Source organism: Pseudomonas sp. GW458-11-26-14-LB4 (genome assembly GCF_059423925.1).
The window spans coordinates 81,178-102,374 of sequence record NZ_JBWKYU010000009.1; the positions used below are offsets into that span (position 1 = coordinate 81,178).

Annotated in this window: 24 protein-coding genes and 1 tRNA gene; 11 read left to right on the forward strand and 14 right to left on the reverse strand. The window is 58.6% G+C overall.

Annotated features, from left to right (window positions below; translation table 11 throughout):
• Positions 1–453 carry a hypothetical protein gene (locus AC07XZ_RS13995; RefSeq protein WP_085608645.1) on the forward strand — a complete coding sequence of 151 codons (453 nt, stop codon included), beginning with the start codon at positions 1–3 and terminating at the stop codon, positions 451–453.
• A 70-nt stretch (positions 454–523) separates the two neighbouring features.
• On the opposite strand, the gene gabP is transcribed toward AC07XZ_RS13995, so the two are convergent.
• Positions 524–1,915 (reverse strand): GABA permease, encoded by a 1,392-nt coding sequence (gabP, locus tag AC07XZ_RS14000; RefSeq protein ID WP_102687859.1) that lies wholly within the window; start codon positions 1,913–1,915, stop codon positions 524–526.
• A gap of 552 nt (positions 1,916–2,467) precedes the next feature.
• Between gabP and AC07XZ_RS14005 the strand changes: the two genes are divergently transcribed.
• The 7 genes from AC07XZ_RS14005 to AC07XZ_RS14035 all read left to right on the forward strand — a co-directional run bounded on the left by AC07XZ_RS14005 (position 2,468) and on the right by AC07XZ_RS14035 (position 7,992).
• Entirely contained in the window at positions 2,468–3,241 is a 774-nt protein-coding gene (locus AC07XZ_RS14005; RefSeq protein WP_007897462.1) for an ABC transporter ATP-binding protein, read from the forward strand.
• A gap of 13 nt (positions 3,242–3,254) precedes the next feature.
• Positions 3,255–4,004, forward strand: coding sequence for an ABC transporter substrate-binding protein (locus AC07XZ_RS14010; protein ID WP_102687858.1), 750 nt, complete (start codon positions 3,255–3,257; stop codon positions 4,002–4,004).
• Positions 4,005–4,082: 78 nt separating this feature from the next.
• Positions 4,083–4,775 carry an ABC transporter permease gene (locus tag AC07XZ_RS14015; protein WP_102687857.1) on the forward strand — a complete coding sequence of 231 codons (693 nt, stop codon included), beginning with the start codon at positions 4,083–4,085 and terminating at the stop codon, positions 4,773–4,775.
• On the forward strand, positions 4,775–5,464 hold the full coding sequence (locus tag AC07XZ_RS14020) for an ABC transporter permease (protein WP_064382782.1): 690 nt from the start codon (positions 4,775–4,777) through the stop codon (positions 5,462–5,464). Before AC07XZ_RS14015 ends, AC07XZ_RS14020 begins: the two co-directional genes overlap by 1 nt.
• Complete coding sequence (locus AC07XZ_RS14025; RefSeq protein ID WP_102687856.1) at positions 5,445–6,680, forward strand: methyltransferase; 1,236 nt, start codon at positions 5,445–5,447, stop codon at positions 6,678–6,680. Before AC07XZ_RS14020 ends, AC07XZ_RS14025 begins: the two co-directional genes overlap by 20 nt.
• Positions 6,681–7,024: 344 nt before the next feature.
• On the forward strand, positions 7,025–7,840 hold the full coding sequence (locus tag AC07XZ_RS14030) for an FkbM family methyltransferase (protein WP_102687855.1): 816 nt from the start codon (positions 7,025–7,027) through the stop codon (positions 7,838–7,840).
• Positions 7,841–7,916: 76 nt separating this feature from the next.
• Positions 7,917–7,992 (forward strand) — tRNA-Thr (locus AC07XZ_RS14035).
• A gap of 115 nt (positions 7,993–8,107) precedes the next feature.
• On the opposite strand, the gene AC07XZ_RS14040 is transcribed toward AC07XZ_RS14035, so the two are convergent.
• Complete coding sequence (locus tag AC07XZ_RS14040; RefSeq protein WP_102687854.1) at positions 8,108–8,533, reverse strand: type II toxin-antitoxin system HicB family antitoxin; 426 nt, start codon at positions 8,531–8,533, stop codon at positions 8,108–8,110.
• A gap of 31 nt (positions 8,534–8,564) precedes the next feature.
• The gene (locus AC07XZ_RS14045; RefSeq protein WP_102687894.1) at positions 8,565–8,747 is read right to left on the reverse strand and encodes a type II toxin-antitoxin system HicA family toxin; all 183 of its coding nucleotides are present in this window, start codon (positions 8,745–8,747) and stop codon (positions 8,565–8,567) included.
• 456 nt (positions 8,748–9,203) lie between these two features.
• Here AC07XZ_RS14045 and AC07XZ_RS14050 point away from each other — a divergent pair, with 456 nt between their 5' ends.
• Entirely contained in the window at positions 9,204–9,470 is a 267-nt protein-coding gene (locus tag AC07XZ_RS14050) for a DUF3077 domain-containing protein (RefSeq protein WP_102687853.1), read from the forward strand.
• Positions 9,471–9,528: 58 nt separating this feature from the next.
• On the opposite strand, the gene AC07XZ_RS14055 is transcribed toward AC07XZ_RS14050, so the two are convergent.
• Genes AC07XZ_RS14055 through AC07XZ_RS14065 form a run of 3 tightly spaced genes read right to left on the reverse strand, consistent with a single transcriptional unit; the run spans position 9,529 to position 11,132 of the window.
• Positions 9,529–10,239 carry an SDR family NAD(P)-dependent oxidoreductase gene (locus AC07XZ_RS14055; RefSeq protein WP_102687852.1) on the reverse strand — a complete coding sequence of 237 codons (711 nt, stop codon included), beginning with the start codon at positions 10,237–10,239 and terminating at the stop codon, positions 9,529–9,531.
• A gap of 33 nt (positions 10,240–10,272) precedes the next feature.
• The gene (locus AC07XZ_RS14060; protein ID WP_102687851.1) at positions 10,273–10,917 is read right to left on the reverse strand and encodes a DsbA family oxidoreductase; all 645 of its coding nucleotides are present in this window, start codon (positions 10,915–10,917) and stop codon (positions 10,273–10,275) included.
• Entirely contained in the window at positions 10,914–11,132 is a 219-nt protein-coding gene (locus AC07XZ_RS14065) for a tautomerase family protein (RefSeq protein WP_102687850.1), read from the reverse strand. The genes AC07XZ_RS14060 and AC07XZ_RS14065 overlap by 4 nt, the downstream gene beginning before the upstream one ends.
• A gap of 379 nt (positions 11,133–11,511) precedes the next feature.
• On the opposite strand from AC07XZ_RS14065, the gene AC07XZ_RS14070 reads away from it, so the two are divergent.
• The gene (locus AC07XZ_RS14070; RefSeq protein ID WP_085647967.1) at positions 11,512–12,438 is read left to right on the forward strand and encodes a LysR family transcriptional regulator; all 927 of its coding nucleotides are present in this window, start codon (positions 11,512–11,514) and stop codon (positions 12,436–12,438) included.
• Here AC07XZ_RS14070 and AC07XZ_RS14075 read toward each other — a convergent pair.
• The 6 genes from AC07XZ_RS14075 to AC07XZ_RS14100 all read right to left on the reverse strand — a co-directional run bounded on the left by AC07XZ_RS14075 (position 12,355) and on the right by AC07XZ_RS14100 (position 17,073).
• Complete coding sequence (locus AC07XZ_RS14075) at positions 12,355–12,672, reverse strand: AzlD domain-containing protein (RefSeq protein WP_007952614.1); 318 nt, start codon at positions 12,670–12,672, stop codon at positions 12,355–12,357. The genes AC07XZ_RS14070 and AC07XZ_RS14075 overlap by 84 nt on opposite strands.
• Positions 12,651–13,367, reverse strand: a complete 717-nt coding sequence (locus AC07XZ_RS14080) for an AzlC family ABC transporter permease (protein WP_085702720.1) — start codon at positions 13,365–13,367, stop codon at positions 12,651–12,653. Before AC07XZ_RS14080 ends, AC07XZ_RS14075 begins: the two co-directional genes overlap by 22 nt.
• The gene (locus AC07XZ_RS14085) at positions 13,364–13,741 is read right to left on the reverse strand and encodes a GNAT family N-acetyltransferase (protein ID WP_007952618.1); all 378 of its coding nucleotides are present in this window, start codon (positions 13,739–13,741) and stop codon (positions 13,364–13,366) included. The genes AC07XZ_RS14080 and AC07XZ_RS14085 overlap by 4 nt, the downstream gene beginning before the upstream one ends.
• A gap of 79 nt (positions 13,742–13,820) precedes the next feature.
• Positions 13,821–14,567 (reverse strand): 2OG-Fe dioxygenase family protein, encoded by a 747-nt coding sequence (locus AC07XZ_RS14090; RefSeq protein ID WP_102687849.1) that lies wholly within the window; start codon positions 14,565–14,567, stop codon positions 13,821–13,823.
• Positions 14,568–14,800: 233 nt separating this feature from the next.
• On the reverse strand, positions 14,801–16,105 hold the full coding sequence (locus AC07XZ_RS14095) for an OprD family porin (protein ID WP_085746362.1): 1,305 nt from the start codon (positions 16,103–16,105) through the stop codon (positions 14,801–14,803).
• 299 nt (positions 16,106–16,404) lie between these two features.
• Entirely contained in the window at positions 16,405–17,073 is a 669-nt protein-coding gene (locus tag AC07XZ_RS14100) for a DsbA family protein (protein ID WP_102687848.1), read from the reverse strand.
• A gap of 255 nt (positions 17,074–17,328) precedes the next feature.
• Between AC07XZ_RS14100 and AC07XZ_RS14105 the strand changes: the two genes are divergently transcribed.
• On the forward strand, positions 17,329–19,419 hold the full coding sequence (locus tag AC07XZ_RS14105) for a TonB-dependent receptor (RefSeq protein ID WP_102687847.1): 2,091 nt from the start codon (positions 17,329–17,331) through the stop codon (positions 19,417–19,419).
• A 64-nt stretch (positions 19,420–19,483) separates the two neighbouring features.
• Here the strand turns inward: AC07XZ_RS14105 and AC07XZ_RS14110 are convergent, their stop codons facing one another.
• The gene (locus tag AC07XZ_RS14110; RefSeq protein WP_102687846.1) at positions 19,484–19,696 is read right to left on the reverse strand and encodes a hypothetical protein; all 213 of its coding nucleotides are present in this window, start codon (positions 19,694–19,696) and stop codon (positions 19,484–19,486) included.
• A 245-nt stretch (positions 19,697–19,941) separates the two neighbouring features.
• The gene (gene aguA / locus AC07XZ_RS14115) at positions 19,942–21,048 is read right to left on the reverse strand and encodes an agmatine deiminase (RefSeq protein WP_007952634.1); all 1,107 of its coding nucleotides are present in this window, start codon (positions 21,046–21,048) and stop codon (positions 19,942–19,944) included.
• Positions 21,049–21,197: the final 149 nt, after the last annotated feature.

A 21,197-nucleotide genomic window follows, 5' to 3' on the forward strand; every position in this document is an offset into this window, starting at 1 on the left:
ATGGCATCCCTGAACAAGCAACAGAAACGCGCCAAACGCGCCAAGGCCAAAGCCAAGCAAATCCGCATGGTCGGTCGCAAACCGCTGGCCCAGGACGATGACCTCGGTCACCTCGCCGAGCCGATCCCGGAATACACCCTGGCGATGTTCAGCAAAATGCGCGACGCCGAAGCCGTCAGCCGCAACGAAATGCTCCTGACGCTGCTGCGTGAACTGGCGTTCATCATCGTCGACCATCCTGAACTGCTGGACATGGAAAACGCCGAGAACGAAGGCATGGCCGCCACTCACCTGGCCGCCGACATGCTGATCGACTACCGCATGTGGGCCGATGGCATGGATCGCGAGACCGCCCAGGCGTGGCTGAGCGAACCGGAGTTCATCAGCGATTTCGGGATTGCGCTGGACACCTACGGTCAGTCGGTGGAAGCGCAGGAAGAAAAGAGCGAATAAACCGCTCGCAGTAACAAAAACGGCCGCTTGTCATCACTGACAGCGGCCGTTTTGCGTTACTCGTGGCGGATCAGTTCAAAACTGCCGCACCACGGTTTTCCACCTTGCGACGACGAGCTACCAACAGACCGGTAGCTACGACGACCAGACTCAGCAGGCCGGTCGCGAGGATTTCCACGCGGTGGGCGTCCTGGAACAGCATGATGGTCAGGGCCGCGACGATGAATACGATCACCGCGTAGGTCAGGCCCGGGAACAGCCACATGCTGAAGACGATTTTCTCGCCGCGAGCCATGCGTTGTTTACGCATGCGCAGTTGCGAAATCGCGATCACCAGGTACACCAGCAGCGCGATGGCGCCGGAGCTCGCCAGCAGGAACTCGAACACCGCAGCCGGGGCCACGTAGTTGGCGAAGGTGCACAGGAACGCCGCGCCGGTAGACAGCATCACCGCCCAGTAAGGCGTGCCGCTCTTGTTGGTGCGGGTCGCCATGGCCGGTGCATCGCCACGCTTGCCGAGGGAGAACAGCATGCGCGAAGAGGTGTACAGCGCCGAGTTCAGGCAGCTGGTCACAGCAACCAGAACCACGATGTCGACGATCATCTTGGCGTTCGGGATGCCCATGCGCTCAAGCACGGTCTGGTAGGAACCGACGCTGGCCAGAACCGGGTCGTTCCATGGCACCAGGGCCACAACGATGAAGATCGACACGAGGTAGAACAGGCCGATCCGCCAGATCACCGAGTTGGTGGCCTTGGAGATCTGCTTGCCAGGGTTCTTTGATTCCGCGGCCGCGATGGTCACGATCTCGGTACCCATGAAGGAGAACATGGTGGTCAGGATTGCGCCCAGCACTGCGCCCATGCCGTTTGGCAGGAAGCCCTGGGTGTCGAAGATGTGCGACACGCCGCTGACCTGGCTGTTCGGCAGGAAACCGAAAATGGCCGCGACGCCAAGAATGATGAAACCGATGATCGCCACCACTTTGAGCAGGGCGAACCAGAATTCGAACTCACCGTAGTTTTTCACGCTGAACAGGTTGGTCACCGTCAGCAGCATGGTGATGATCAGCGCGAACGCCCAGATATCCACACCCGGGAACCACGCATGCAGGATGGTTGCGGCGGCGTTGGCTTCCAGCGGAATCACCAAAACCCAGAACCACCAGTACAGCCAGCCGATGGTGAAACCGGCCCAGTGACCGATAGCGCGGTCGGCGTAAGTCGAGAAGGAGCCGGTGTCAGGCGAGGCAACCGCCATTTCGCCGAGCATGCGCATGACCAGCACAACCAGCGCGCCAGCAGCGGCGTAAGCCAGCAGAACAGCGGGACCGGCGGCGGCGATGGCGTGGCCGGAGCCGACGAACAGACCTGCACCGATCACCCCGGCGATCGACAGCATGGTCACATGACGCGGTTTGAGCCCCTGTTCGAGGCCATTGGAGCTTTGGGTACTGCTCATTGGAACTACCTTTGCGAGGAAAGCGATTGCGTCCGGCCCGTCTGGCGTTCCTTCTCGTAAAAAGAATCCAACGGGGCGTTCCGGATTCTGCACGCAATAAATGCGCCAAAATGTTTCAAACTCTTCTGGCCTGCGGTTTTCAGCGCGACCGGACAGTCACCGCAAGTCCTTGAGAATAATGGCCTTTCGCCAAAGCGTTACCCTGCGACTCACTTTCTAAACGAATCGGCGCACCAGAAACACACTGAAAAAGTACGGGATGCACAATAAAAGGGCGAATGAGGAACGTTCGGCCGGATAGCGCTTCCAACACCCCGCCAAAGGTGGCAACATCGCGCCTTTTTTTACGCGACACCCACGGGAATTCACGTTCAAACACCCGTTCGGTTGTTGATGGGGCGACAGTCTGCTGCGCCGATGCGACAACCTGCCACAGGCCATCCGTTTACCACTCGTAGCGCTGTTGGCTGCCATTGAAACGCTATGCTAGCTTGGCCGCCTCGCCAGGAAGGCCGGCCAACAGCAGGAGCGCAACATATATGAGGAACGCACATGGCTGAGGCCACGCCCGCGCTTGAAATCCGCAACTTGCACAAACGCTACGGACAGCTTGAGGTGCTCAAAGGCATCTCGCTGACCGCCCGCGACGGCGATGTGATCTCGATCCTGGGTTCCTCCGGTTCCGGCAAGTCCACGTTCCTGCGATGCATCAACCTGTTGGAAAACCCGCATCAGGGCCAGATCCTGGTGGCCGGGGAAGAACTCAAGCTCAAGGCCGCCAAGAATGGCGAACTGGTTGCCGCCGACGGCAAGCAGATCAATCGCCTGCGCTCCGAGATTGGTTTTGTGTTTCAAAACTTTAATCTGTGGCCGCACATGAGCGTGCTCGACAACATCATTGAAGCCCCACGCCGCGTGCTCGGCCAGAGCAAGGCCGAAGCCATCGAGGTCGCCGAAGCGCTGCTGGCCAAGGTCGGCATCGCCGACAAGCGCCACGCCTACCCGGCGCAACTGTCCGGCGGCCAGCAACAGCGCGCGGCGATTGCCCGCACACTGGCGATGCAGCCCAAGGTGATCCTGTTCGACGAGCCCACCTCCGCCCTTGACCCGGAAATGGTCCAGGAAGTACTTAATGTCATCCGCGCATTGGCCGAAGAAGGCCGCACCATGCTGCTCGTGACCCATGAAATGGGCTTCGCCCGTCAGGTCTCCAGCGAAGTGGTGTTCCTCCACCAGGGCCTGGTAGAAGAGCAAGGATCGCCACAGCAGGTGTTCGAAAACCCGCTTTCGGCGCGCTGCAAACAATTCATGTCCAGCAACCGCTAACGGAGCTACCCGCATGCAGAACTACAAAAAGGTCTTTCTGGCCGCCGCCGTCACCCTCGCGTTCAGCGCCGGTGCAATGGCCGAGACCCTGAAGATGGGCATCGAAGCGGCTTACCCGCCGTTCAACAATAAAGACGCCAGCGGCAACGTCGTCGGCTTCGACAAAGACATCGGCGACGCCCTGTGCGCCAAGATGAAAGTTGAATGCTCCGTGGTCACCTCCGACTGGGACGGCATCATCCCGGCCCTGAACGCCAAGAAGTTCGACTTCCTGATTTCCTCGCTGTCGATCACCGACGAGCGCAAGGGCGCGGTGGACTTCACCGACCCGTACTACTCGAACAAACTGCAGTTCATCGCGCCGAAAAACGTCGATTTCAAAACCGACAAGGACGCGCTCAAGGGCAAGATCATCGGTACGCAACGCGCAACCTTGGCAGGCACCTGGCTCGAAGACACTTACGGTAGCGATATCCAGGTCAAACTTTATGACACCCAGGAAAACGCCTACCTGGACCTGACCTCCGGTCGTGTCGATGCCATCCTCGCCGACAAGTACGCCAACTATGACTGGCTGAAAACCGACGCCGGCAAGAACTACGAGTTCAAGGGTGACCCGGTCGTGGAAAGCGACAAGATCGGCATCGCCGTGCGCAAAGGTGACCCATTGCGCGAGAAGCTGAACGCCGCATTGAAGGAAATCGTCGCCGACGGTACCTACAAAAAGATCAACGACAAGTACTTCCCGTTCAGCATCTATTGATCCTGACCTGCGGGACCTGCGCCGTGATCAGACGGTGCAGGCTCCCGATCTTGCCTGCCGCGATTTGAAAAGAAATCCATGATTATCGATCTCCACGGATTCGGCCCGGTGCTACTCGCCGGCGCGCTGATGACCGTCAAACTGGCACTCTCGGCCCTGTGCGTCGGGCTGGTGCTCGGTCTGCTCGGTGCCTTGGCCAAGACTTCCCCGTACAAGCCGCTGCAGTGGCTTGGCGAAACCTACTCGACCCTCGTACGCGGTGTGCCGGAACTGCTATGGGTTCTGCTGATCTACCTCGGCACCGTCAAGACGATGAATGCCATTGGCGAATACTTTGGTAATCCCGACCTGGCACTGAGCCCTTTCGTGGCAGGCGTAACCGCCCTCGGACTGTGCTTCGGCGCCTATGCCACGGAAGTCTTTCGTGGCGCGCTCCTGGCCATTCCCAAAGGTCACCGTGAGGCCGGCCAGGCCCTGGGCCTGTCAAAATGGCGGATCTTCACCCGGCTGATCATGCCGCAGATGTGGCGTATCGCCCTGCCTGGCCTTGGCAACCTGTTCATGATTCTGATGAAAGACACCGCGCTGGTGTCGGTCATAGGACTGGAAGAAATCATGCGCAATGCGCAGAACGCCGTAACCTTCGCCAAGCATCCATTCACTTTCTATCTGGTTGCAGCCTTCATGTATCTGGTCCTGACCATACTGGCGATGATCACCATGCACTTCCTGGAAAAACGCGCCGCTCGTGGCTTCGTGAGGACGACGTAATGGAATGGGAAGTCATCTATAAGTGGCTGCCGAAGTTCTTTCAGGGCGCCCTGCTGACACTCGAACTCGTGGGTATTGCCGTTATTCTCGGGTTGTTGCTGGCGATTCCTCTGGGCATCGCTCGTTCCTCCAAACTCTGGTTTATCCGCGCATTTCCTTACGCTTACATCTTTTTCTTCCGTGGCACTCCGTTGCTCGTGCAACTGTTCCTGGTCTACTACGGCCTGGCTCAGTTCGACGCCGTACGCGGCAGCTTCATGTGGCAGTACCTGCGCGACCCATTCTGGTGTGCCACCGCCACGATGACGTTGCATACAGCCGCTTACATCGCCGAGATCCTGCGTGGCGCCATCCAAGCCATCCCGCCGGGTGAGATCGAAGCCGCACGCGCACTGGGCATGTCCAAGGCCAAGGCATTGTTCTATATTGTCCTGCCCCGCGCCGCGCGCATCGCTCTGCCGGCCTACAGCAACGAAGTTATTCTGATGCTGAAGGCCAGTTCTCTGGCGAGCACGGTGACCTTGCTCGAACTCACTGGCATCACCCGCACCATCATTGCCCGCAACTACCTGACAGTGGATATGTTCTTCACCGCAGGCGTCATTTACCTGCTGATGTCGTTTGTGCTCGTTCAGGCGTTCAAGCAGCTGGAGCGGTGGTTGCGCGTCGATGCGTGCCAAGGGCGCTGATTCTTCCGGCGTGCTGACGGGCGAGGCCCTGCTCGCCCGTTTCACGGCACTGGATGCATTTCTCACGGCCCATCAGGGATTGTGGAAACCCCGCCCTTTCACTCATCTGCAACTGCCTTGGGAAGCGTCCTACCCGGAACTGGCCTCGTGGCTACGCGGACGGTCGCTGGAAGATGCGGAAAATGCCCACAACCAACCTGCCGAACTTTTGGATGCGCCGGAGCCGTTTGCTTCATTGGCGGCGTTGTCGCTTGAGTTGAGTTCGGTCGGTGAGTTGCCTGCGCATTCGCTGGAAGCCGCCGGGCATCGTCTGAATGTCGATGTGCCGGGGCGCAAATGGCAGCAGATCGAAGCCTTCGCCAGCCGCTTGTCGTTTGCCGCGCAACCGAAGCACTGGCTGGATTGGTGTTCGGGCAAAGGCCACTTGGGCCGGCGCCTGCTCGGTGCCGACCAACAACTCACCTGCCTGGAATACGACCCGGCGCTGGTTGCCAGCGGTCAGGCGCTGAGTCAGCGTCATCACCTGCATGCGCTGCATGTCGAGCAGGATGTGCTCGCGGCGAACACCGCTTTATTGCTGAACGCCGAACACACGCCTGTTGCCCTGCATGCTTGCGGCGATCTGCATGTTCGATTGATGCAACTGGCCTCCGCCGCTGGCTGCCGACAATTGGCGATCGCCCCGTGCTGCTACAACCGGATCAGTCGCACTGAATATCAGGCGTTGTCCTCCGCAGGTTCGCGATCAGACCTACAGCTCTCGCTGGAAGATCTTTCACTGCCAATGAGCGAAACCGTCACCGCCGGTGCCCGTGTCCGGCGTCAGCGTGACACTTCCATGGCCCGCAGGCTCGCTTTCGATAAGTTGCAACGGCAAGTGCGTGGCGTCGACGAATACCTGCCGACGCCGTCCCTGCCGAGCGCCTGGCTGGACAAACCGTTCGCCGATTACTGCTGCGATCTGGCAGCACTCAAAGAGTTATCCACAATTGGCTCGCCAGATTGGGTAGCACTGGAAGCCGCCGGTTGGCAGCGATTGGCCGAAGTTCGCAACCTGGAACTGCTCCGCGGACTGTTCCGGCGGCCGCTGGAGCTTTGGCTGAATCTTGATCGGGCACTTTTCCTCAGCGAACAGGGCTATGTCGTACGTCTCGGCACCTTCTGCGAAGCGCCGCTCACACCGCGCAATTTCCTGTTGCTGGCAGAGCGCGTTTAATCTTCCACAGCCTGTGGATAACTCTGTTGATGGAATTATCGTGGATCCAATATCCACGGCTGTTTCAGGCCACTAACAGTGCTGGTCATTTTTTGTTCATATAGATAAAAAACCGGCAAAACAGGGATTTGCGACCCAAATGAGAACCCGTCCACAAAATCTCCTCTAAGCCCGTCCTCTTCAAAGCCTGTTGTGCATAAGCCCTCGAGCAAAAGGACATAACCGCCGAATCGCGGACGCCGGCAACGGGCAATTGCGCCTGCCATCCGCCCTTGCTATACAGACCTACGCCGTGCAGGTAGCGCGCGCCCGAACAAGAAAAATCTGACCGACAGGAAGCGACCGTGACGTTCATTTCTTACGCACAGAATTTCGAGGACGTTCGCCTTTGGCGCGCCCTTCAGTATTTTGAAAACGGTTTTTATATCGATGTCGGCGCCAATGACCCTATCCACGATTCGGTCACCAAAGCTTTTTATGATCGCGGCTGGCAGGGCATCAACGTCGAACCGATGCAGAACTACCACGACGCACTTCGCCAGCATCGCCCCCGCGACACCACGCTGCAATGCGTGGCCAGCGACCACCCGGGCGAACTGACTTTCTACGGCATTGCCGACACCGGCCTGTCCACCGCTGACCCGGTCGTCGCGCAAGAACGCAAAAACCTCGGCATGGACGTGCAAAGCCTTACCGTCAGCGCACGCACACTGACCTCGATCTGCGAAGAACACGCTGCCGAGCGGCCGATCCACTTTCTGAAAATCGACGTCGAAGGCCACGAAGAAACCGTCCTGCGCGGCATGGACTTCAGTCGCTTCCGCCCCTGGATCATCCTCATCGAAACCCCATGGGAGCGCGACCGCACCTGGGAACACCTGGTGACCGACGCCGGCTACACCAACGTCCTGTTCGACGGCCTCAACAGCTTCTTCCTGGCCAACGAACACATCAACCTCAAACCCGCGTTCGACCTGCCACCGTGCAACCTCGACAACTTCCAGCTGTGCAAAGGCCACAACCTCGCCCACCCGGTAAACCCGGCCCTGGAAATCGCCCTGCAACGCGCCGAACAGGCCGAAGCCCAACTGCGCGCCATGCAAAACAGCCGCGCCTGGCGCGCTGTACAAAAACTGCGCAACGTCCTGCGCCGGGCGTGAATCGCAGAGGGCGCAAAAATAGTCTGAATTCAGGGGTTTACAGAAGCACCCGAGTCGCTATAATCGTCGCCCACACGCCGGTATAGCTCAGATGGTAGAGCAACTGACTTGTAATCAGTAGGTCCCGGGTTCGATTCCTGGTGCCGGCACCATACAAAACGAAGCCCTTGCAGAAATGCAGGGGCTTTGTTGTTTCTGGAGGGTGTGTTTTCCACTCCAAATGAAAAGCCCCCGACAGCCATCACTATCGGGGGCTTTTCTTCAACCTTACGTAGCCTCAACCGAAAGCAAAATCCGGCGCCCAAGCTGCTGCAATGCACGCTCGACATTCTCTATCTTGGAGTGGTGCAGGAAATCAACTAACCGATCTACCTGGGGTCGTTGCACACCCAAGCGTCGTGCCAGTTCAGCTTTGCTTATCCCAGACTCCAAAAGCGTATTCCAGAGCCCAACCTTTGCCGCAGTCAGTATAGGCAGACGCAATACCGCGTCACCTTCCTGCTCCCCCGCATCACCTGTCGGAATCAACCGGCGATCATCAACGTAAATCGACAATGCCGTTTCCATCGCATCAATGGCGCCGTCGAGTGCTTCCTCGAGGGTGTCGCCAGCGGCGTGCATCTCTGGAATTTCTGCGCAGGACAACCAGACACTACTCGGCTCCTCGTGGACTTCCAACGCATATTCGAACATCACGTTTCCTCTCATGGGGTACAGCTGGGCCTCAATCCTTGAGGCCCAGCTGTTTGATTATCGATTTTCTCAACCCTTCGCCCATTTCCTTGGCTCCGTGGTCGGGAAAGACAGTTGATTTGCCATTCAAGGAAACCTTGAAATGACTGCCCTTGCCGGCTTGGAACTCGACGCCTTGGGCTTTCAACCATCGCCGAAACTCGCTGTACTTCATGTGCATCACTCGCTGTTTCGGTAGAGCGAATGTGCAACATATCTGTTACGCATGCAACATAACTGTTGCACCGCACATCCGGAACATCGCCAGCCTCCGCCACCACCTGGCCACGATTGCGCCCAACCCTCCCCCACGCTACCGTCAATCCCGTCGCTGCCAATTCAGCGACCGAGCCTGATAACCCGCGTAAGATGCAGGCGCACCAGCGCCCCAACCCACGTTTGTCGGCGCTTTTTCATGCCTGCAATTCCGTGTAATGGCGGCTGTGCGTGGGAGACCTTCGGGTCTGCCGGGTTCCTGTATCTCCGGTTTATCAGCCTGCGCATAGCTGCCACCCCATTCGCCTGATAACGAATTGGCAGCCCCATTTGATACAGGGAGTTTCACAAATGATTAGCATCGATCCATCCAAAGTCTGCCCTTTCCACCTCCCAACAAACGGTAGGTGAAGCCATGACCCATCCCCACGATCTGAAAACCCTCGGCCTCACCCATTTCTCCTTCCAGTACAACCACGCACTCTTCCGCACCAACTCCGGCGTCCCGGTCGTCACCGCCCTCTCCCACGCCTCGCATCTGCTGCACATTTCCAAACTGCTCACCTCCGATACTTCTGCCGCCAACGATCCAGAACTCCACGCCTGCGCCTCGCAATATTTGCAGGAGTTGAGTAAGGCGCTGGTCGATGACGCGGTCAAAGTGCTGAGCCCCGATCCATAAGCTGTCGCCCACAAAAAAGCCCTCGCATCGCTGCAAGGGCTTTGAGTTACCGCATCAATCAGTGCCCAGCACTCTGCCCACCATCCACATGCAGAATCTCGCCGGTCACAAACTTCGCGTTATCGAGATACACCACCGCCTGCGCAATGTCGTCGATCTCGCCCATGTGCCCGACCGGATGCAGCGCACCCAGCGCCGCGTGGGTTTCTTCGCCGTGCATCGGCGTTTTGATGATGCCAGGCGACACCGCGTTCACCCGGATCCCGCGTTTGGCGTATTCGATGGCCAGAGATTTGGTGGCGGCGTTGAGGCCGCCCTTGGTCAGGGAAGCGAGGACCGAGGGCACACCGTCTACCGCGTGGTCGGTCAGGCTGGTGGTGATGTTGACCACATGGCCCTTGCCCTGTTTTTCCATCTCGGCGATGGCCAGTTGGGTGATGTAGAAGAAGCCGTTGAGGTTGACCGACAGCACCGCTGCGTAGTCTTCCGGGGTGTAGGCGGTGAACGGTTTGGCGACGAAGATGCCGGCGTTGTTGACCAGGGTGTCGATGCGGCCGAAGCGTGCCACGCCTTCGCTGATCACGCGTTGAGCAGTGGCCGGGGCGCCGATGTCGCCGGCGATGGTCAGGATTTGCGGGTCGTTCGACGGTTTGATCGAGCGCGAGGTGGCGACGATGTTGTAGCCCAGCTCACGGAAGGCTTTGACCATGCCTTCGCCCAGACCTTGGGAAGCACCAGTGATAACGACAGTTTTTTTCGAATTGCTCATGATGAAATCCTCAATCAATAAGTAGGCGTTGAATCAGGCGCTAGCCAGTTGTTTCAGCATTTGTTCGTAGTACTCGACCGATTGCGAACCGGAGACGAGGTGCTTGCCGTTCAGGATCAGCGCGGGCACCGAGTTGATTCCGTGCTGCCGGTAAAACGCCTGCAGTTGCCGTACTTCGCTGGCGAATTCGTCGTTGACCAGCACCTTGCGGGCCCTCGCTGCATCCAGTCCCGCTTCGGTCGCCAGACGGATCAGCGTCGGGTGATCGTTGGGGTTGTCGCCGTCGCGGAAGTAAGTGCGCAGCAGGATCTTTTTCAGCGCGATCTGCCGCCCTTCCTGCGCCGCCCACATCAGCAATCGATGAGCATCGAAGGTGTTGTGAAAGTGCGTGCGTTTCTCCAGGTCGAACTCGAAACCGATGGCTTTGCCGCGTTCGATCTGCATCTTCTTGCCGGCGGCGAGGTCTTCGGCGGTGCGGCCGTATTTGCGCATCAGGTGCTGCACGGCCGGCTCGCCTTCGGCGGGCATGTCCGGGTTGAGTTCGAAGGGCTTGTAGGTAAGCTCCACCGAAACCTCGCCGGCCAGATTGCCGATCGCCTGCTCCAGCGCCGTCGCCCCGAGTGCGCACCAGGGGCACACCACGTCGGAGACGAAATCGATGGTCACGGTCGGGGTCATGACTGGCCCCGTTCCGCCAGTTGTCGGCGGTACTCGGTGGTGGTGATGCCGGCGTAGCCCCAGTTATCGGTGTCGACTTCTTCGATCACGATGTGGGTCAGGTCCGGGCGTTTGTTGAGGACGCGTTCCAGGGTTTCAGTGATTTCGGCGATCACCTGAGCTTTCTGCTCACGGGTAATGCCGTCGCGGGTGATACGTACGCTGACAAATGGCATGACGACTACTCCAGTGACCTGCCCTCGGGATGATGGTCAGGTGTTGGAGCTCAATTTAGGCGTGTGCCGGGAGGGGAAAAAGTAGGGGTGGGGTACTTCATTTGTGAAGTGGTGTAATGAATAGCCTGTAAAAATCGCGCCAAAATTCCTTTGGAAAAACCCGAAGACGCACCCAAACCGTGCACTTTTTTTGACCCCAATCACCCCCACGTCACCAAAAACCCCGATCCTGTGTCAGCCTCCAGCCATCGGCAGGGACATCAATTCGCTACTAATTGCGCGACAACTATGCTCAGGTGCAGGAATATAGCCAGCAAATGGCGCCGTTCAGGTCGTCACGTACACAACAATACCCAGCCCACTTCAGAGGGCATTACCCATGGATAGCAGAACCTTACGCAACCTCATGCGCATCGTGCAGACCGGCTCGTTGTCGGCCGCAGCCGAGCATTCGTGCCTGACCGTGCAGGCCCTGGCCGCACAGTTGAACAAGGTCGAAGAGCAGTTCGGTTTCCGCTTGTTTAGACGATCCAACAAGGGGCTGACGCTGACGCCGCAAGGCACCGAGCTGACGCCTTATATGGACAGAGTGCTGATTGCCACGCGGCAGATGGAAGAGAAAGTCGAAGCATTGAAGGTGCCGGGACAACGCACATTGAAAGTGGCGTTGAACACCACGCTGGACCCGGATTTCAACCGACGATTGATCGGGCGCCTGATCGAGGTGTTTCCCGATTACCAGATGGAATTCAGCTACGCCGAGTCGATGGAAAACCTCAGCAAGCTGAAGAACGAGGACTTCGACCTTGCGGTGTTGATCGGCCCGCAGCGTCCGGGTCTGCCGAGCATTGTCCTGCCTGAAGTGCAGGTGCAGGTGGTCGGCGCGCACTGTGGTCAGGAGAACGATCCGCTGACGTTGCTCGGCAACAAGTTTCAGGTGCGTCCCGCAGAAGATTGTCCGTATTCCCACAGCTTTTTGCGTTTTCTCGACGCAGGGCTGGGCAATCACGAGAACAGTCAGCGGACGATCTACTCCTGCAGCGAAACGCTGACTTTGTCGCTCATCACCCAGATGGACGCGGTCGGCATGGTCTCCCGCGAGGCCGCGCAGAAAAACGGCCTGACGATTTTCCCCGGGTTCGAGGATTTCCTCGAAGTGCGCCTGGCGGTGAACAACCCGGATCTGTCCGGCCAGGCGTTGAACGACGTGGTCGATCTGCCGCTACATGAACGAGCCGAGCGCAATGTACGCAGCCGTCCCAACCGCCACACTGAGAAAGAGGTTTTTGCTGAAATACGCACATAACAGCGTCGGAATCGCTGCATAGAATTCCGGGCGATCGAGCTGTATGTGCTGATCCTTGATCAACAAGGGTGTCAGGCTGATCGCAGCGACGATCGCCACCGGCAGGTATTCCAGCGCCCGCGCGACGAAGGGCGGCCAGTGCTCGGTGTTGACCTGCAGCGGCAAGGCCCGTGGCAGGAAGGTCACGGCCATCATCAGAGCGACCACCAGAATCAGGAACGTTTGGTCAGGCATACACCCACTCCGCAGCCCACAAACGTGGCGATGAAAACGTTGAATGGCGAGCTGCCCACCAGACTCAGTGCGCCCATGCAGACGACTGCGGCCATAGCGGCGATGAGTTTGTTGCGGGTGTTGCACAGCGAGACCAGCACGTAGAGCATCATCGCGGTCAGCGCGTAATCGAGCTGGTATTTGATCAGGTGCGACGCGTACTGCGCACACAAGGCTCCGAGCAATCCGCCGATCACCCAGGAGGTGTGGCAAAACAGGTTGAAGCCGATCAGATATCGGATGTTCACCGGTGCACCAGTGCCCAGTTTGACGCTGTGGAAGGCGAACGATTCATCGGTCAGGCCGCCGGCGTAACACCAGCGCTCCATGCGGCTCAGGCCCAGCGCGCGCAGGGCCTTCGCCATGTAGACCGACATCAGCATGTGCCGCGCGTTGATCAGAAACGTGGTCAGCACGATGGTGGTCAGCGATGCCCCGCTGCTGATCAGCGCCAGCGCCGCGAATTGCGAAGCCCCGGCATACACGAACAGACACATGGCCACCGGCAGCCACAGCGGTAGCCCGGCGTTGACGGCCATCAGCCCGAACACGAACGACACGGTGAAGTAACCGGCCACCACCGGGCTGGCTTCGGCAAAGGTGCGCGATGGCTGACGGTCGACCATCAGCGGCGCACTGCCGGATGTTTCATTCATAGATCCCTCTCAAATGTCCGCTCGCCGTGAGGTTCGCAAAAACCCTGGGCCGTCCAGAAACGCTTGCCCGCGAGGTTAGCATCGTCGACGAACAGAAACATCCGCAGCACACCGACCCGTTTCATGTCGGCCGACGCCGCTTCCACCAGCCGCTGGCCCACGCCCTGGCTGCGATAGCGCAGGCTGACCGCCAGATGGTTGATCGTGCCACGGCTGCCGAGCATGCCGCCCAGCACCGCGCCGACGATCTCGCCTTCGACGTCGAAGGCGAGATAGGCCGTGGTGGTTTTCTGGATCAACACGCCGCGCAGGCATTTGGCGTCCTGCCATTCACAGAACGACACTTCGTCGAACTGGCGGAAGAAGCGCTCCATGCGCTGCGCGTCCTTGGCCGTCGCGCGCCGCAGCACCACCGGCGTCGAGCATTCGACGCCGTCTATTTGGGTGATCTGATTAGCGAACAATGTCGAAAGCGGTCCCGGGCCGCGAGAAAGAAATTGCCAGGATCTGCCGGTACGCCATGGCATGGGTATGGGTGTTGCGCGCCGGGGTCACGTAGTGGCGCATGTCGCGGTCGAGGAAGTAAGTTGTGTCGAGGATTTCCTGGTAGGTGGTCGACGCCAGTTGCTGCTCGTGGATGTCGTACAGACGACTCTCCGCACCCTCGACATTGTTGCGGCCCCAGAAGTGCACGCCGCTGAACGGATAACCGTCGCAGTGAATCCCTTCCGGGGTGATTTCCAGTTGTTTGCCGGGTTTGATCTCGATGCGGATCTGATGGATCTGGCATTGCCAGATTTCATCGTGCAGCTCTTCCGGCAACACGCTTTTGTACACTTCAAAATCGGTGTCGATCAGGCTGCGCATTACCGGCGAGCTGATGACTTCGTCCGAGAAGTCCTGGAAGTGCCGCACCACGCCGCCCACATAGCTGTTGTTGGCCTTGGACTGCACGTACGCGCGATGTTCCAGCTGCTTCAGTTCGCGAGTCTTGGGGTTGTACTCAAAGTCGCTGTAACGACGGTAACGCATGCCGGCTTCGGCCTGACCGTAGTAACTGTCAGGCTCCATGTTTTCCCAACTTTTGGTCAGTCTGACGAAGTCGGCGAAATGACCGTAGAGATTGAAGTCAGCACCCTGCACATTGGCGTACTTGTCGCGCCGTAGCGATTCGCCCACTTCTCTGGTTAAAACGATCATTACCAAATTCTCCGCTGCATTGAGCGGCCTAATCTATTAGGTGGAGAATTTGCGTCCATGAGAAAGAATTTCAGGCATTTAAAGCCCTGTTTGAAACGCGATTTGAAACGGCTTGAAAGTGCATTTCAAATGACAAAAACACGGGTTTTTATGCTGTTTTTTCAAAAAGCGTCAAAAAAAAACCCCGAACCAGTCGGGGTTTTTCTGTCGCGTTTCGCGGGTTCAATCGATCATCAGAAGATGTTGATCGGGTAATCCACGAACACACGCAGTTCGTTGCCGCTGACGTTGTATTCGCTGGATTTCTGCGAAACACGCAGGATCGAGCTGCGCAGCTTGATGCTCAGGTCTTTGGCCGGGCCACTTTGCACGACGTACTTGAACTGGTTGAAGATCTCGCGCTCGGTGCCGCCTTCGCTGGTTGACGTGGTGATGTTGTCGCCACGCACGTACGCGAAGTTGTAGCTCAGACCCGGTACGCCGAATGCGCTGAAGTCCAGGCCGTAGCCCAACTGCCAGCTGCGCTCGTCTTCAGCGTTGAAGTCGGACCAGTAGGAGTTGGCCAGGTAGATGGTGTTGCCACCGTCCCCGACACGATGTTGATCTTTCTGGTAGCCGCCGTAGGCGTAGCCCAGGTTACTGTCGCCGGTGGAACGCTGGTGCGCCACGGTGAACGAGTGCGGACCAGTGGCGAAGGTTGCTGCCAGGCTCCAGATTTTGTTGTCGTCACCAGTGACGATACTTTTACCCGGTACAGTGTTCTCGCGGATGTAGGAGTCTTCCAGCTTGGTGCGGTAGCCGTTGAAGTCCAGGGTCAGGGACTGATCCTTGTTGAACGGCAACACGTAGTTGGCGTTCACGTATTGCTTCTTCAGCACGTCTTCGACGTCGGAAGCGTACAGCGCGCCCTTGAAGTTTTCGGTGAACTGGTAGCTACCGCCCAACACGTTGATCGACTTCAGACCACCGCTGTCACGGCCTTCATCGCTCTTGCGCGATTCCGCGGTGAAACGGCCAGCATCCAGCTGCAGACCTTTGATCTCTTTGGAAGTGATCAAGGTACCGGTGTAGCTCTCTGGGAGCAGACGGGAGTTGTCGTAGTTCAGCACCGGCAGGGCCGGCATCTGGTCACCGTAGGTCAGCACGGTGTTGGAGAAACGGAATTTGACTGCCGCGCCGCCCTTGGCCAGATCGTCAGCCGGGTTGCCGTTGTTGTCTTGCTTGAAAAAGTCGATACCGCCGGCGCCGCTGCGGCCCTTGCCGCCGTCCAGACGCAGCGCGTACAGACCGAACGCGTCCACACCCACACCGACGGTGCCCTGGGTGAAACCGGACGAGAACGTACCGATGGCCGCTTGGCCCCACTCGGCTTTATCGTCGTTACCGTTTTTGTAATCACGATTGATGTAGGCATTGCGCAGCAGCACTTTGAGGCTGCTGTCTTCCACAAAACCCTTGGACTCGGCCTGGTCGTTAGCCATGGCCGAAGTGGCACTCAACATCCCCAGTGCGATCAGACTGATTCGCTTGTTCAACATTTTGTTTTCCTTATTACGGGTTGAAACGCGCTGTGTCGAACGGCTGAAACGGCGCTTATTGCACTCTTTTATTCACCCCGAAACAAAAAGACCCGCTCAAGACAATGTCATGGCGGGCCTGCTCCTAATTTTGAGTCATGGCGGTTAGCCACAGGCGTTGGGCCGAATCGTAGCCGCGCCCTCAACAATGTGTCAATTTCAAGAATCGTCTTTAAATAGGCGAAAAACGTCTAAAAAAAGTAAATTTTGCGATGGCTTCGTGCACGGAATTGCTCGCAGTCAGGGATTTTGATGCGGGATTACGCGCAACCATCTAGGCCACAGACCTGCAAGGTTTCAGTCCCTGGCGCAGGCGTAAACGACTCACTCAACCATTGGGCGAAGGCTTCTGGCTTGCCCAGCCACGGCCCGATATCAACCAGTGTGAACTGACCGTCCTGTTCCAGTGCGAAAGTTGGAAAACCCTGCCCACCCAGTTTTGCCAACAGGGCACGGCTGTTCTTTATATGTTGTTCGGTGTCGACGGACTTCACGGCGTTCAAGAACATATCGGCGTTGTAGCCCTGCTCTACCGCGTATTCCACAAGCACACTTTCGTCGGCAATTCGCCGCCCTTCGACATAGTGCGCAGTCTGCAAACGGCCAAGCAGCTCCAGGCCACGACCGTCGATTTTTTCCGCTGCCATCACAGCGGCAATCGGTGGTGCCGAATCAAACACCGCCGAGTGATCGCGCAACAGGCCTTCGAAATAAGCTTCGCCGAAGGGCTGACCGGTGTATTCGGCAATGCGTCGGTCGTGAGGCATCACGTAATTGCGCAGTTGCGGTGAAACGTTCTGGCGGTTGGCGCCGGTCATCATGCCGCCCGCGTGGGCGATCACGGGCAGCACTTGCTGGGCGGCCTGCACCAGTGGTTTGGCGCCATAGCACCAGCCGCACAGCGGGTCGTAGATGTAATGAAAAGTCATCGGAAAGCTCCGCTCAGAAGGTGGGAAAAACGATGTCGGCACATTAGTCCCTCGGTCGTTGCGGAAAAACGCCGGAATGGCTTTCAGTCTGTTTCGGCAATCGGTCAAATGCGCTTGTTGTCGGCTCCGACACAAACATGAAATAAATTGACACAATCAAACCACGGAACCTTTCAGGAATAATTAACGGGAGTAAATGCAAAGCATTACCATTCGCGCGCTCGAATTCTTCCAACCTTTCGGATGCGCTTTTCAATGCCTGCCCCGTTCCGTCTCACGCCCGTCACGCTTGGGCTTTCTGCCTTTTTGTCCTCCGGTTTCGCTTACTCCGCGACCGAGCTTCCCGCCACGTCGATCAGCGCAGAAGCGCAGGTTGATGATCCGCGCGTAAAGGTCAGCAACACCGCGACCCGCACCTCCACCCCTGTGCGTTACGTGCCCCAGGCGATCGACTCGGTCAAGACCGCCAATTTCGCCAACTACGGCACCAATGACCTGGGCGACGCCTTGAGCGGCATGCCCAACGTCAGCAGCGGCGGCGACACGCGCTTCGACAGCCTGCGCATCCGCGGCTTCGACGCCAGCAACGACTTCTATCTGGACGGCATCCGCGACGACAGCCAGTACAAGCGCGACCTGCACAACATCGAACGCGTCGAAGTGCTCAAAGGCCCGGCCGCTGTGTTGTACGGCCGTGGCAGCCAGGGCGGGATCGTCAACCGCGTCAGCAAGGCACCCGAATTCGGTCGCCGTTCAACCATCGAGGCCCAGGGTGGCAGCGAAGACCTGCGCAGCCTGTACGCCGATCTCAGCACTGACCCGAGCGACAACATCAGCCTGCGCCTGAACATGGGCAACATGGACGAAAACAGCTTCCGCGACGGCGTCAGCGGCAATCGCCAGCTGTTTGCACCGTCGATGAGTTGGCAGCTCACGCCTGACCTGAACTGGCTGGTGCAATACGAATACAGCCGCTACAATCGCACACCGGATCGCGGCATTCCCGGCGTCAATGGACGCCCGGCAGATGTCGACCGGGACACGACCTACGGCAACGATCACGATTTCATCGACGACAAAACGCAATCCCTGCGCTCGAAACTGGCTTATGAAATCAACGACAACTGGCAGCTGCGCCACACGCTCGGTGTGTTCAAGCTCGACAGCGATTTCGACAACACCTACCTCACCGGTTACACCCCGGCGACGCAGAAGGTCACCCGCCAGCACTGGCAGCAGGACCTGACCACCCGTAACGTGTTCAACAACGTTGAGCTGGAAGGCGGATTCGAAACTTTCGGCCTCGAGCACCGCCTGCTGACCGGCCTCGAAACCGGCAGCCAGCGCCGCGACCCGACGCTCTACAACGCCGCCACGTCCGGGCGCGGCAGTTCCGCCGTGCCGTCGCTGGATCTGTACAACCCCAACCGCGACCTGCGCCACACCGGGCGCATGCAGGTGTCGAGCAGCAGCCACACCGAAGTCGAAAGCCGCGCGGTCTATGTTCAGGATCAACTGCGCCTGAACGATCAATGGCAATTGCTGGCCGGCCTGCGCTACGACACCTTCGATATCGAGTCGACCAACAAGCTGCGCAACATCTCCGAAGACCGTGACAGCCACAGTACCAGCCCGCGTTTCGGCGTGGTCTGGACGCCGCTGCAGAATCATTCGTTCTACGCCTCGTGGACCAAGACTTTCTCGCCGGTAGGCGGTGGTCTGATCGGTATCACCCCGGGCGCGGCCGGTAACACCAATGACCTGAGCCCGGAGCTGACCAAGCAGAAAGAGATCGGCGTGAAAAGCGACTGGCTCGACGATCGCCTGAGCACCACCCTCGCCGTCTATGAGCTGGAACTCTACAACCGCCGCACCACCGATCCGAACGACCCGACCCTGACCGTGCTCAGCGGTCTGCAACGCTCGCGCGGGATCGAGCTGACCGGTACCGGCAAGATCGTCGGCAACTGGTATGTGCGCGGTGGTGTAGGCGTGCAGGACGCGACCATCGAGAAGGACAACAACGCCCTGGAAGGCAAACGCGTGAACAACGTGGCCAAGCGCAACGGCAGCCTGTTCCTGACCTGGAAACCGGAAATGGGCTGGTACGCCGAAACCGGCCTGACCCTGGTCGGCCAGCGTTATGCCGACAACGCCAACACCACCGTGTTGCCGGGCTACGGCCGTTGGGACGCGCTGGTCGGCTACCGCCACAAGGACTGGGACCTGCGTGGCGCCCTGAACAACATCACCGACCGCGAGTATTACTCGTCGGCCACCAGCGCGTTCCAGATCCAGCCGGGCGCACCGCGCAGCCTGGTAGTCACCGGCACCTACAGCTTCTGATTCGCGCCCATAAAAAAAGCGCTGCCATCCCGGCAGCGCTTTTTACAATCCTTGTTTGTTCTTCTTATCCTTCCATCACATCCCACAGTGCTTCCAGTTCGGCCTCGCTGAACAGGCCAGCGGGGTAACGCTCGATCATCATCCGGCGCGGATCAGGTTCCCTGATCTGACGCGTTCCATTGGACTTCAACCAGTGCGCGACAATCTGGAGCGACTCACTATTTACCGTCATGGGATGCAACGTCCGCTCGCTGATTACGTTCACTTCGGCGTTCATTTCAGCGCTCTCTCCCCGTTCATGAGCGGCTACGTTATCCAAGGTTTATGACAGAACTGTTGAAGTTCTCCCCCCTCCCTAGTGCGTCATGAGCGATACAAGAGCTATGCCAATGTCTGGAAACTGCCGACAGGCGGATATAAAGAAACCCGCAGTCCTGACGGGCTGCGGGTTTCTCTTCAAGCGTGGGCAACGAATGACTGACCGGTCGATTTTTCAATCAACTCAAGCTGTTACATCCGCACTCACTCTTTGTGCGGCGCGGGTTGCTGTTGGGTAAGGCAGTGAATGTTGCCGCCGCCCAGTAACAGTTCGCGGCCCGGCACCATCACCACTTCATGTTGCGGGAACAGGTTCTGCAGGATCTCCCGCGCCGGCGCGTCCATCGGATCGTCGAAGCTCGGCGCGATGATGCCGCCGTTGACGATCAGGAAGTTCACGTAGGAACCGGCCAGGCGCACGCTCGGGTTGCGCTCCTGAGTGCCGTCCACCGGATCCACGCCCGCGCATTCTTCTTCGGTGGCAAACAGCGGCCCCGGAATCGGCATCTTGTGCACCGTGAACGGGCGGCCCTTGGCGTCGGTGCTGCTTTCCAGCACTTTCATCGCGGCCTGGCAGCGCGGGTAGTTCGGATCCTGCGGATCGTCGGTCCACGCCAGCAGCACTTCGCCCGGACGCACGTAGCAGCAGAAGTTATCCACATGGCCGTCGGTTTCGTCGTTGAACAGGCCATCCGGCAGCCAGATGATCTTGTCCACCGACAGGTTTTCGCTGAGCACCGCTTCGATCTCTTCGCGACCCAGGTGCGGGTTGCGATTGCGGTTGAGCAGACATTCTTCGGTGGTGATCAGGGTGCCTTCGCCGTCGACGTGAATCGAGCCGCCTTCGAGCACGAAGCCTTCGGTGCGATAACGCGGGCTTCGCTCGATTTCGAGGATCTTGCCGCCGACCTGAGAGTCGCGGTTCCACGGCGAATACAGGCCGCCGTCGAAGCCGCCCCAGGCATTGAAGTCCCAGTTCACACCGCGCACTTCGCCGCTGTTGTTGATCACGAAAGTCGGGCCGCTATCGCGAACCCAGGCGTCATCGCTGGACATCTCGACCACGCGGATATTCGGCACGTCGAGGCGAGCACGAGCGTTTTCGTACTGGCCGGCAGAGACCGCCACGGTGACCGGTTCGAAACGCGCGATGGCTTTGGCCACTGCCGCGTGGGCGGCCTGCGCCGGTTTGCCGCCGAGACGCCAGTTGTCCGGACGCTCGGGCCAGATCATCCAGGTCTGGGTTTGCGGTGCCCATTCGGCCGGCATGTAAAAGCCATCGGCGCGTGGTGTGCTTTTCAATGTGGTCATGTCGATCAGACTCCAGGGAACCGTCGAGGGTTTTTCAACACGCCGTACAGGGATGGACGACGGACTATGGCGACTTTATAAACGATAAATATCGGCTTTAGAAGCCATAAAGAAAAAACAATCCCAATTTAACCCGACAAATACCGATA